The sequence below is a fragment of the Rickettsiella endosymbiont of Aleochara curtula genome (assembly GCF_964030935.1).
In the GTDB taxonomy this organism is placed as follows: Bacteria; Pseudomonadota; Gammaproteobacteria; order Diplorickettsiales; family Diplorickettsiaceae; genus Aquirickettsiella.
In genome coordinates, this window is sequence record NZ_OZ034990.1 from 931858 (window position 1) to 943889 (window position 12032).

General features: G+C 39.1%; 9 protein-coding genes. 2 read left to right on the plus strand and 7 right to left on the minus strand.

All coding sequences use genetic code 11. The features are described from left to right. Nucleotides 1-140: 140 nt before the first annotated feature. Nucleotides 141-3596, minus strand: coding sequence for a transcription-repair coupling factor (mfd, locus tag AAHF87_RS04060; protein ID WP_342147188.1), 3456 nt, complete (start codon nucleotides 3594-3596; stop codon nucleotides 141-143). 15 nt (nucleotides 3597-3611) lie between these two features. Beyond that, nucleotides 3612-5477, minus strand: a complete 1866-nt coding sequence (mnmG, locus tag AAHF87_RS04065) for a tRNA uridine-5-carboxymethylaminomethyl(34) synthesis enzyme MnmG (RefSeq protein WP_342147190.1) — start codon at nucleotides 5475-5477, stop codon at nucleotides 3612-3614. Between the two features lie 92 nt (nucleotides 5478-5569). Here mnmG and AAHF87_RS04070 point away from each other — a divergent pair, with 92 nt between their 5' ends. After that, entirely contained in the window at nucleotides 5570-6325 is a 756-nt protein-coding gene (locus tag AAHF87_RS04070; RefSeq protein ID WP_342147191.1) for an FKBP-type peptidyl-prolyl cis-trans isomerase, read from the plus strand. A gap of 145 nt (nucleotides 6326-6470) precedes the next feature. Next, entirely contained in the window at nucleotides 6471-6680 is a 210-nt protein-coding gene (locus AAHF87_RS04075; protein WP_342147192.1) for a CsbD family protein, read from the plus strand. A 143-nt stretch (nucleotides 6681-6823) separates the two neighbouring features. Here AAHF87_RS04075 and rsmA read toward each other — a convergent pair whose 3' ends face one another. Genes rsmA through AAHF87_RS04100 form a run of 5 tightly spaced genes read right to left on the minus strand, consistent with a single transcriptional unit; the run spans nucleotide 6824 to nucleotide 11954 of the window. Next, entirely contained in the window at nucleotides 6824-7633 is an 810-nt protein-coding gene (rsmA, locus tag AAHF87_RS04080) for a 16S rRNA (adenine(1518)-N(6)/adenine(1519)-N(6))-dimethyltransferase RsmA (protein WP_342147193.1), read from the minus strand. 8 nt (nucleotides 7634-7641) lie between these two features. Further along, on the minus strand, nucleotides 7642-8805 hold the full coding sequence (locus AAHF87_RS04085) for a dihydrolipoamide acetyltransferase family protein (RefSeq protein ID WP_342147194.1): 1164 nt from the start codon (nucleotides 8803-8805) through the stop codon (nucleotides 7642-7644). Further along, entirely contained in the window at nucleotides 8802-9785 is a 984-nt protein-coding gene (locus AAHF87_RS04090; protein ID WP_342147195.1) for an alpha-ketoacid dehydrogenase subunit beta, read from the minus strand. The genes AAHF87_RS04085 and AAHF87_RS04090 overlap by 4 nt, the downstream gene beginning before the upstream one ends. Beyond that, complete coding sequence (gene pdhA / locus AAHF87_RS04095; RefSeq protein WP_342147197.1) at nucleotides 9778-10869, minus strand: pyruvate dehydrogenase (acetyl-transferring) E1 component subunit alpha; 1092 nt, start codon at nucleotides 10867-10869, stop codon at nucleotides 9778-9780. The genes AAHF87_RS04090 and pdhA overlap by 8 nt, the downstream gene beginning before the upstream one ends. 41 nt (nucleotides 10870-10910) lie before the next feature. Next, nucleotides 10911-11954: an amino acid dehydrogenase gene (locus tag AAHF87_RS04100; protein WP_342147199.1), complete on the minus strand. Its 1044-nt coding sequence runs from the start codon at nucleotides 11952-11954 to the stop codon at nucleotides 10911-10913. Nucleotides 11955-12032 lie beyond the last annotated feature (78 nt).

Genomic DNA, 12032 nt, shown 5'->3' on the forward strand with positions numbered 1-12032 from the left:
TGTTCGCATGCTTGAATATTAAATTTTAATTAAAAAATTAATTATAATATTTTAAACAAATATTTAAATTATTATAATAATACAAAATTAATTAATAAGGCTATTTTAAAATAATCTAATTTACAAGAAAATTGATGATTTTATTTTGAGATAAACTTATTTAATAAGTTATAAAGATTTTTTATTCTGAATTCGGGAGTAGGTTGTATAAAACTAAAACGTAAATGAGTAGGGCCCTCTAGCTTGTATAATTTTGGATTTTTTTGAAGTAATTGGATGATAGCTTCAGGACTAATATTTGGATTTTGATTAAATTCAATGCGGCCTCCCTGAGATCCAGACACAATCTTTTTAATACCAATTTTTTGCGCGAGTAATTTTAATTCGCTTAATTGAAATAGATTTTTCACGGCTTGTGGCAATAAACCAAAGCGATCAATCATTTCGACTTGTAATTGCTCTAATTCTTGGGCGTCTTTTGCGTGAGCAATGCGTTTATAGAGTATTAAGCGGGTGTGTACATCAGGTAAATAATTTTCTGGGATTAATGCTGAGATTTGCAAATCAATTTCTACCGTTTGGCTAACTGGTTTTAGCGCAGGCTCTTTCCCTGATTTTAGTGCAGCAACCGTTTGTTCGAGTAATTCCATATAGAGTGAGAAGCCTATGGAGTGCATATTCCCACTTTGCTGTTCACCTAGCACTTCACCTGCACCTCGAATTTCTAAATCATGCATGGCTAAGGTAAAACCAGCGCCAAGATCTTCTAAAGAAGTGAAGGCTTCTAAACGCTTCACAGCGTCTGCTGTCATAATTTCTTTCGGAGGTGTCATCAAATAGGCATAAGCTTGGTGGTGAGAACGTCCTACTCGGCCACGTAATTGATGAAGTTGCGCTAAACCAAATTTATCGGCTCGATCAATGATGATGGTATTTGCAGACGGTACATCAATTCCGGTTTCAATGATGGTGGTACAAACCAATACGTTAAAACGTTGATGATAGAAATCTGCCATCACTCGCTCGAGTTGAGTCTCACGTAATTGACCATGCGCCACCTGAATACGTGCTTCTGGTACTAATGCCTCTAGTTCTCTAGCTGTTTTTTCAATGCTATCGACTTGGTTATGTAAAAAATAAACTTGTCCACCTCGCAATAACTCTCGCAAAATGGCTTCGCGAATTAAACTAGTATTACGCATTTGTACAAAGGTTTTGATCGATAAACGTCGCGCTGGTGGCGTGGCAATAATCGATAACTCACGCAAACCAGATAAAGCCATATTTAAGGTACGCGGTATAGGCGTTGCGGTTAAACTTAAAATATCTACTTCTGCGCGTAAAGCTTTTAAACGCTCTTTTTGTTGCACACCAAAACGATGTTCTTCATCGATGATCAATAAACCGAGCCGAGGAAATTGTAATTCTTTACTTAGTAATTTGTGCGTACCAATCAAAATATCAATTTTTCCCATCTGCAAACGTTCTAGAATTTTTTTCTGTAATGCAACACTGCGGAAACGTGAAATCATTTCAATCTGCACTGGCCATTCAGCAAAACGATCACTAAAATTCTGATAATGTTGTTGGGCTAATAATGTGGTTGGAACTAGTATGGCGACTTGCTTATTAGATTGCACGGCTAAAAATGCAGCGCGCATGGCAACTTCTGTTTTGCCAAAACCGACATCGCCGCAAATTAATCTATCCATGGTGCATTCTGAGGTCATATCCTTAATAACTTGCTGGATAGCTTGTTCTTGATCCTGTGTTTCAGTAAAAGGAAATTGCGTGGTAAATGCTTGATAATCATGCTCAGGCAAACGAAAAGCATAACCCTTGTGGGCTGCGCGATGAGCATAAATATCGAGTAATTCCGCGGCAACATCACGCATTTGCTCGGCGGCTTTACGTTTTGCTTTTTCCCATTGATCCGAGCCTAATTGATGTAGAGGAGCATGCTCACTATCATTTCCACTATAACGACTAATTAAATTAAGTGAAGATACCGGAACATATAATTTTGCTTTTCCAGCATACTCGACTATCAAAAATTCATTTTCCTGATCATCTATTTTTAAATGCTGTAAACCCCGATAACGTCCTACACCATGGTCGATATGAACAACCGGATTACCTTCAGTTAATTCTGCTAAATTTCGAATAATGGTGCGTGCATCTAAACCTTTAGTTTTAGTTTGCCGTTTTTGGATAATTTGATTACCAAATAACTGTGCTTCACTAATTAATGCTAAAGCTGGTTTTTCTAGATAGAAACCTTCCTCTAATGGTGAAATAATGATATGAATGCGTTCAGAGTCATGCAAAAATTCTTGCCAAGTCTCACAACGATAGACGGGTATAGAAAATTTATTGAGTAAATCTAACAACACTTCCCTACGACCTGCGCTTTCCACACAAAATAACACGCGGGCTTCTGGATCTTTTAAAAATTCATTTAAAAAAGCATTTAAATGCTCTAAAGGTTCTTCAAGCTTATGATCAACCGTTAAATTGGGAAAGCTCTTAACGAGTGTATTATAGGTATCAGCAGACTGTGTAGGAGCTTGCTGCAATACAATTCTTGGAAATTCTTTTAATCGAGTAAATAACGCATCGACTTCCACATAAAGTTGTTTGGGCGCTAAAATAGGTCGCTCTATATCATGTCTAAGCTGTTCATAACGCTCATTAATTTCTTTCCAAAAATTTTCTGCGGCTAGTTGAGCGTTATTAACTTGTAAAATTAAGGCTTTCTTTGGCAAATAATCAATTAATAATTGGGTTTGCGGAAAAAATAACGGTAGATAATATTCTACCCCTGCTGGCGCGCGCCCTTCGCTCACCGCTTCATACAACGGACAATTTAAGGGGTTTCCGACAAAATTTTCGCGCCATTGTTGGCGAAAAAAATTGATTGCGGATTCTGACAGAGGAAATTCACGTGCAGGAAGTAAATTTATTTTTTCTATTTTCTCTATGGAGCGTTGTGTATCGGGATCGAAATGGCGAATGCTATCTACTTCATCATCCGCAAAATCAACCCGAAAAGGTAAATCACTACCCATCGGAAAAATATCTAAAATTGATCCGCGCACAGCAAATTCACCTCGTGTTAAAACTTGCGATACACAGTGATAACCACCTAATTGTAAATTTTTTCGCAGTTCCTCGATGGATCTTTTTTCGCCACAAGTAATATTCAAGCTTGTCGCTCTTATATAACTAAGTGGAGCAATACGCTGCATTAAGGTGGTAATAGGTACCAACAATAAAGCCCGCTTAACATCATGCAATTGAGCTAAAGTCGAAAGTCGTTGCGAAATAATATCTTGATGCGGGGAAAAATGATCATAAGGTAAAGTTTCCCAATCAGGAAAATTCAGAACGGTTAACTGCAGCGAAAAAAACTTTAATGCGGCTTCGAGCCGATTTGCCATTTGGTTATCGGGTGTAACAACTAAAATTGTACCTTCATAGCTATCGGCTATCTGATGTAACGCTAAGGCAAGACTATCTTGCTTAAGATTATACAAACATAAACGCTGATTTGGTTCTGTGGGAATAGAAAAATTTAAAAACTCAGAAATAGACATAAAGCTTAGTTTATTTTACTTTTTTATGTAGACCAACAACAAAGAAATTGCCGCCGGAGTGATACCGGGAATACGTGATGCTTGTCCCAGATTTAATGGTTTGTGTTGAATTAATTTTTCCCTCACTTCATTAGATAAACCTCTAACAAAGTTATAATCTAAGTTAAGTGGTAAAGTAATATTTTCATAACGTGCTTGTCGTTGAATTTCCACTAATTGTCGATCAATATAACCTTGATATTTAGCTTGAATTTCAATTTGTTCTGCAATACTCGAGTCGACGATTCCTGGACCTAGGCCTTCTACTTTCATTAAATCAGTGTAACTTAGTTCCGGTCGTGTTAATAATTCAGAAACTCGATAATCCCGTGTTAGAGCTTGTCCTAAATGTACTTCTATAGCCTTACTTACCGGCGTGTTGGGTTTAATCGAAAGTTGTTTTAAGCGTTGCTGCTCTTGTTCTAACTTACTGCGCTTGTCATTAACGCTTTGCCAACGAGCTTCATTGATGAGTCCTAACCGATAGGCTGATTCACTCAAACGTAGATCAGCATTATCTTCACGCAACAGCAAACGATACTCAGCTCGACTGGTAAACATCCGGTAAGGCTCGAGCGTACCCTGCGTAATCAAATCATCAATTAATACGCCGATATAAGCCTCATCGCGACGCGGACACCAAGCGGATTTTTCTTGCGCTTTTAAAGCGGCATTTAAACCGGCTATAAGTCCCTGCGCAGCCGCTTCCTCATACCCGGTTGTGCCATTGATCTGACCTGCACAAAATAAATTCTCTATTAATCTCGATTCTAAGGACGGAAATAGATCGCGTGGATCAAAAAAATCATATTCGATTGCATAACCTGGACGTATAATATGTGCCTGTTCTAAACCCTTAATACTATGTATTAGGTCGCACTGAATATCAAAGGGTAGACTTGTCGAAATACCATTGGGATAAACTTCATGAGTATTAAGCCCTTCAGGTTCAAGAAAAATCTGATGGGATAATTTATCCGCAAAGCGCACCACTTTATCTTCGATAGAAGGGCAATAACGCGGACCTACGCCGTCTATTACGCCACTATAGATAGGTGAACGATCTAAACCGGATCGAATAATTGCATGAGTTTTTTCATTGGTATGAGTAATAAAACAACTAATTTGTTTAGGATGTTGCTCGATCTTTCCTAGATAAGAAAATACTGGTAAAGGCTCATCACTCGGTTGTTCTAACAAAATGGAGTAATTAATCGTACGACCATCTAAACGCGGTGGCGTTCCGGTTTTTAAACGCTTAATGCGTAAAGGCAACTGACGTAATTTCTCTGCTAAGGAGTTAGCCGCCGAATCACCGGCACGGCCTCCTTGTGCTTGTTGCAAACCGATATGAATTTTTCCGGCTAAAAAAGTACCGGCAGTCAATACCACAGTTTTTGCACAGAAACGCAACCCCATTTGCGTTACCACACCAACTATACGATCAGACTCAAGGATTACATCATCAACACTTTGTTGAAAAATAAATAAATTGGCTTGATTTTCTAAGGTATAACGAATTGCTTGCTTGTATAAATTACGATCCATTTGCGCCCTTGTAGCACGCACTGCAGGACCTTTGCTGGCGTTCAGTGTACGCCATTGTATTCCTGCCAGATCCGCTGCGCAGGCCATGATTCCACCTAAAGCATCAACCTCTTTTACTAAATGACTTTTTCCTATGCCCCCTATGGATGGATTACAAGATAATTGCCCTAGAGTTTCAATATTATGGGTTAATAATAAAGTAGACGCGCCTAAACGCGCTGCTGCCAAAGCCGCTTCAGTGCCGGCATGACCTCCGCCGACAATAATGACATCATATTCTGTAGAAAATGGCATAATTTTTAAATTTTTGTTAATTAACTATAGTTTTCTAACGAAACTTAGGGCAATATATCGGTTTTTAATACCGTCTCTCAAGAGGAAATCCAATGACAAGATTACCTGTATTGACTGCCCTGGCTAGTTTACTCATCAGTTCAAACGTCCTGGCTGCACAGAGTACCCCTCCAGTTACGGTTAATCAACTTAAACCCACAGCAACTTTCCCCAAAATAATCAGCAATTCTCCGGTGCTAAAGACCACTAAAGGGCAAATAAGCTATAGTATCGGTGCCGATTTGGCTGAAAATTTTAAAGAACAAGGTATCGATGTCGACCCTATCGCTTTGGAGAAAGGATTGGCCGATGGTTCTCGCGGAAAAACATTATTAACCCAAGCACAAATGGCGGATATTTTGCATAACTTTCAACAAGAATTAATTAACAAAAAACAAGCTGAATTTAAAGATATTAGTCTTAAAAATAAAGAACAAGGCGATTCTTTTTTAGCGGTTAACAAAAACAAACCGGGTGTTATAACCACTAAAAGTGGCATTCAATATAAAATTATAAGTGCCGGCAGTGGCGAAAGTCCAACTGACGCTTCCATGGTTAAGGTTGAATATACCGGAAGCTATATTAATGGTACTGTTTTTGAGAAATCAAAAGAACCAGTAACTTTTCCTTTAAATAATGTTATTCCAGGCTGGATAGAAGTTTTAAAGATCATGAAACCGGGCGCAACTTATCAAGTCGTCATTCCACCGCAACTCGCTTATGGTGAGCATGGCGTTGATAAAGCGATTGGGCCTAATCAAACGCTCGTATTCACTATTCATCTTATTGAAGTAAAGAAAAACGCGTAAATTTAATTTAATCCATCGTATTGATGGATTAAAAATATAATCTCCTTAATTACAGCAGCTTGAATGTCCTTGAACTTAAGCTATACTGGATGAGATAAAAATTAACGGAAATAGTTTTTTAATACGTTCCTTCAAGGAGGCAATTATGAATCCAGAAGAGCTAAAGGGAAAATGGCTTCAAATTAAAGGTAAACTTCGTGAGCAATGGGGCAAATTAACCGATGATGATTGGGAACAATTGCATGGCGATAAAGAAAAATTAGTCGGAAAAATTCAGGAAAGATATGGCATCAGCAAAGAACAAGCGCAAAAAGATTTACATGAATTTTTTAATAAGCATAAAGACCATCACTAAGAACTACTAAAAAAAACAGCTATTATGGTCAAGAATTTTTTGACCTTGTGAGCGCATAGCGCGTGGTCATTCGGTAAAAAACTTATTTTGCTGAATGCCCGCGGCCTCACTGACATTTCGGTCTCGCCCTGACAAACTATTTTTTATTTTTTGTCCCTACAATGCTCATTTCTTTCAGCAACAAAATTAGCTAATTTCACATAATCACTAATAGCCAGTTGCTCAGGTCGCAGCGTTGGTTTAATTTTTAATTGTTCAAACTCTTGTTCTTGTAACCAATGTGCCAGATTATTACGCAGCATTTTACGCCGATGATTGAATGCATTTTTTACTATCTCAGCAAATAGTAAGGGATCATTGGCTTTGTATGGTAATAATCTATAAGGAACAAGCCGAATCACTGCCGAATCTACCTTGGGGGGCGGTTGAAAAGCTCCTGAACTCACGTTAAATAATTTTTGTACCTGGCAATAATACTGAATCATCACACTTAAACGCCCATAACTGGATTGTCCTGGTCGAGCGCTGATCCTATCCACCACTTCTTTTTGCAACATAAAATGCATGTCTTGAATAATGTTGGCTTGTTCAAGACAATGGAACAATAAGGGCGTCGAAATATTGTAAGGAAGATTTCCCACTAAACGCCAAACCTGTTTAGTTTTGCTCAAGCTCTGAAAATCAACTTTTAAGACGTCCCCCTGATAAACTATTAATTCTCCAAGAGTCGCACATTTTTCTTGTAACAGTGGAATAAGATCTTTATCTAGTTCTATCACGGTTAGGCTTTTAAGATGTGGCAGCAGTCGTTCGGTTAGAGCACCCAATCCCGGCCCAATCTCAAGCATATGATCGGTTTTTTTAGGTACAATGGCTTGCACGATTTTATCAATAACAAAACTCTCATGCAGGAAATGTTGGCCGAAGCGTTTACGCGCAGGTAATGGAAGCATTATTTACATCACGCTGCTTGTAAATCAATAATTAAAGCCGATAAAAATCGCGCCGCTTCGCCGCCGGTAATGACACGATGATCCACGGATAAAGATAAAGGCAATTGTTTATGTACACTTATTTTCCCCTCTTCAGTAACAACTTTCTCATTAATCCGCCCAACGGCTAGAATCGCAACCATAGGCGGAATAACAATGGGTGTTGCATAACGCCCTGCGAAAACACCTACATTGGATAATACAAAAGTTGCTCCTAGTAAATCATCGGGTGAAACACTACGATTTTTTACTTCAAGTTTAAATTTATCGATGGCTTTTCTTAAATTAACTGCACTCTCTTGCGCAATATTTTTTAACACTGGAACAAATAAGCCTTCGGATGCATCCATAGCGATACCTAAATCAATCCGACTATGTTGACATAAGGCTAACTGTGATTCATCAAACCAAGCATTAAGTCGTGGTTCACGCTGACAAGCAGCCATAACCGCACGAATAAGCCGTAAAGTAATATCTGTTTTTTCTGGCCAAGCATGGATATCGGCATCGTCAACCAAAGTTACAGGCACGATGGATTGCTGCGCTTGTTTCATGGTGCTTGCCATTACACGGCGCACGCCGCGTAATGGTTCATAACCGGGTGGAAGCGGAGATGAGGTTGAAATTGATACTGTTTTTTCGCTGGATTTTTGCTGTAGCCTTTTTTGGATATCGGCTACCAGAATTTGTCCATCGGGACCGGTACCCTTACAATCGTTTAAATTAATCTGGAATTTTTTTGCTAAGGCTCGAATAGCCGGCGTTGCTTTAATCCCATACTGATGCGATATCGAGGTTTTATTAGGTGGGATCCCTAAAGGAGATTCTTCAAGAATAGCCTCACCTAATTGCAAATTTCCGACAACAGTGGCTTGATCACTATTTTTTTTAGTTGGATTTTCACCTTCAATATCAAGTAAAGCTTCTCCTGTTTTAATGATATCACCTGCTTTACCATAAAGTTTCATTACTTTACCGCTAAAAGGCGCAGGAATATCTACCAATGCTTTGGCAGTTTCCATTGCAACCATAGGTTGATCAACTTTAATCACATCATTTGGCTGGACATACCATTCCCGAATTTCTGCATCCGGCAAACCTTCCCCTAAATCAGGCAAATTAAACGTGGTCATGTAAACTCCAATGTTTGCTCGATCACATTGTAAATCCTAGTGACGCTGGGTAAATATTGTTTTTCTAACTGCGCATAAGGAACCGTTACGTCATAACCCGTAACACGCTGTAGGGGTGCCTGTAAAAACAGAAATGCTTTTTCACTCAATTGAGCTGCAATTTCTGCACCAACACCACAAAAACGAGCTGCTTCATGGATAATGACGCATCGGCCCGTTTTTTCCACGGAGGTTAAAAGCGTATTAATATCTAAAGGTTTAATCGTAGCAACGTCAATGACTTCAGCATGCAAATTTTTTTCTTGTAATAATTTATCTGCAGCTAATAAAGTTTCATGCAACATCGAACCCCAGCTAATCAAAGTAATATCATTCCCTTCTCTTAAAATAAAACTTTGATCTAACGGCAACGCTTCACCGGTATCAACTACTTTTTGTTTGTTTAAACGATAAAGACGTGTTGGTTCTAAAAAAATAACTGGATCAGGATTTCGAATTGAGGCAAGTAATAAGCCATAAGCTCGTGCAGGTGATGAAGGAATCACCACGCGTAAGCCTGGAATATGCGCAAAAAGAGCTTCGGTGCTTTCAGAATGATGTTCAGGGGCATGTATCCCTGCACCGTATGGCATGCGAAACACTAAAGGACAATGTAAACGTCCACGCGTACGATTTCGAAAGCGCGCTGCATGATTGATAATTTGATCTAATGCGGGATAACTGAACCCCATAAATTGAAATTCAGCCACTGGTTTTAAACCTTGTGTTGCCATCCCAATGCTAAGTCCGGCTATCATCGACTCGGCTAAGGGTGTATCTAAAACCCGATCGGCACCAAATTTTTTAAATAATTCAGTTGTTGCTCGGAATACACCACCATTGATACCAATATCTTCGCCCAATAACACAACTTCTTTATCGACTGACAGTTCGTAGGCTAATGCCTGCGTAATCGCTTCTATCAAGGTTATTTCAAGCATCGACAAAATCCTTGCTTAACATAAACAATGCCTCAGCTTCGATACGTTGTTCGATTAAATCATGCGGCAATTCCGCAAAATGATAATCAAATATGTCAGTCACTGCAGGTTTAGCTAAAGAAAGATATTCAGTCACAGCAGTTTCGATTTTTTTTTCACATTCTTTTTTAAAGTTCTCCTCTTGTTCATCCGACCAGCTTTTCCGATTAATTAAATAATTTTTTAAACGTCTTAAGGGTTCTGCTTGCCATGCTTGCTGTAATTCTTCCTCACGACGATAGCGGCTCGCATCATCGGCAGTGGTATGATCGCATAATCGATAGCTTAAGGCCTCAACGAGACTCGGGCCATGTCCATCACGAGCTTTAGCCACCGCCTTATCCATCACAAATTTCATGGCAATAATATCATTTCCATCAACCTGCTCACCATGAATTCCTGCAGCAATGGCCTTTTGCGCTAAAGTTTGTGCATGAGACTGATATTTACGCGGCACAGAAATTGCCCATTGATTATTGTCAATGACAAATACAATAGGTAACTTCCATACACCCGCGATATTTAAAGCCTCGTAAAAATCACCTTCAGATGTCGCTCCATCCCCACAGGTTGCTACAACCACTCTTGCTTGTTTGCGAAGTTTAAACGCAGTTGCAACACCTGCGGCATGTAAAAGTTGCGTGGCTATCGGTACACAAATAGGAAAATCTAGAGGACATTCACTAAAATGATTACCCCATTCATTGCCTTTCCAATAACTAAGAATTTCACTCATTTTTACACCGCGCATCAGTTGCGCAGCATAATCACGGTAAAAAGGACATAAGACATCCTCTTTTTGCATACTTGCACCTATACCAACAGAAATGGCTTCTTGTCCGAGCGTCGAAGCATACGTATTAAGCATACCTGTTCTCTGTAGGGCCACCGCTTTGTAATCGAATAGACGCGTGAGCATCATTTGCTGGTACAATTTTAATAATTCGTGAACATTATGCGTAAATGCTGGCAAATCTTGTTGAGCTTCGCCGTTAGGACCCAGAAAACGAGTATACTCAATAGAGAATCTCGCAACCTCGCTCATATTTAACCTCTTTTAAAAAGTGCTATCTGATCGAAATAGTTTTAAATACTATTTAATCGTGACTCAGCCAAGCTATCAGCTACCATACTAGGGGGTTTATTTTCATCATGTGCACATTTGAATATCTCAGAGAGTGTACTATAAATTGTTGATATGTGTTGCACCACATGTTCCCGATTCAAGCGATTTTGATATTCAGCATAAGCATAAATTAAGCCGCCCGCGTTAATAACAAAATCCGGAGCATATAAAATCCCTTTTTGATGTAAAACTTCTGCATGTCGCGGTTCAGCTAATTGATTATTAGCTGAACCGGCTACTATCGCTGTATTAAGTTTAGAAATAGAATTATCATTCAGAACACCCCCTAAAGCACAAGGGGAAAAAACATCACATTCTACTGCATAAATTTCCTCAGGCTGCACAATTTTAGCCTGCAAATCTTTTGCGTAGTGTTGCATTAGTTCGGTATTACTATCACAAACTGTTAAACGAGCGCCTTTTTTTTGCAATGCATTGGCTAAAGCAAAACCCACATGTCCCAACCCTTGTATGGCAACATGCACACCTTCTAAATGGTCAAGATGAAGTTTAAATTTAACCGCTGCTTCAATACCATATAACACACTTAAAGCAGTATAAGGAGCAGGATTCCCTTTATGCTTAGAAGTAGTCACGACATAGGGTGTTTCGAGGGCAATGCTATCCATGTCTTCAATCACCACACCACTATCCATCGCAATGATATAGCGCCCCCTAAATTCATTAACGAAGCGACCTAGTGCGCGGAAATAAGCGGTGCGATCTGACAATTCTTTAGGGCGCATTAACACAGTTTTACCTCCGCCTAAAGGTAAATTAGCTAATGCTGCTTTGTAACTCATTCCCTGTGCTAAACGTAAAGCATCATGAATAGCAAAGTCTATGGATGTATACTCGATAAAACGACAGCCGCCTAAAGCAGGACCTAAGCGTGTGCTATGTATCGCTACAATGGCACAAAGTTGATTAATCTGATCTATCTTAAAAAAAATTTCGCCAAAACCGAGTTTTTTTGCATAGCTTAGCAGCTCATCACTTAACATAAATAAATGTTGGTCCTTAAAATAACAACCTATTCTTTAAGTAATACTCATCGCATTTGTATAGAAGACTTGGTCTAT

Coding starts and splice junctions, on each gene's coding strand:
- mnmG (WP_342147190.1), bottom strand. CDS start 5,477: ATGCCATTTTCTACAGAATATGATGTCATTATTGTCGGCGGAGGTCAT.
- AAHF87_RS04085 (WP_342147194.1), bottom strand. CDS start 8,805: ATGACCACGTTTAATTTGCCTGATTTAGGGGAAGGTTTGCCGGATGCA.
- AAHF87_RS04070 (WP_342147191.1), top strand. CDS start 5,570: ATGACAAGATTACCTGTATTGACTGCCCTGGCTAGTTTACTCATCAGT.
- pdhA (WP_342147197.1), bottom strand. CDS start 10,869: ATGAGCGAGGTTGCGAGATTCTCTATTGAGTATACTCGTTTTCTGGGT.
- AAHF87_RS04090 (WP_342147195.1), bottom strand. CDS start 9,785: ATGCTTGAAATAACCTTGATAGAAGCGATTACGCAGGCATTAGCCTAC.
- rsmA (WP_342147193.1), bottom strand. CDS start 7,633: ATGCTTCCATTACCTGCGCGTAAACGCTTCGGCCAACATTTCCTGCAT.
- AAHF87_RS04075 (WP_342147192.1), top strand. CDS start 6,471: ATGAATCCAGAAGAGCTAAAGGGAAAATGGCTTCAAATTAAAGGTAAA.
- mfd (WP_342147188.1), bottom strand. CDS start 3,596: ATGTCTATTTCTGAGTTTTTAAATTTTTCTATTCCCACAGAACCAAAT.
- AAHF87_RS04100 (WP_342147199.1), bottom strand. CDS start 11,954: ATGTTAAGTGATGAGCTGCTAAGCTATGCAAAAAAACTCGGTTTTGGC.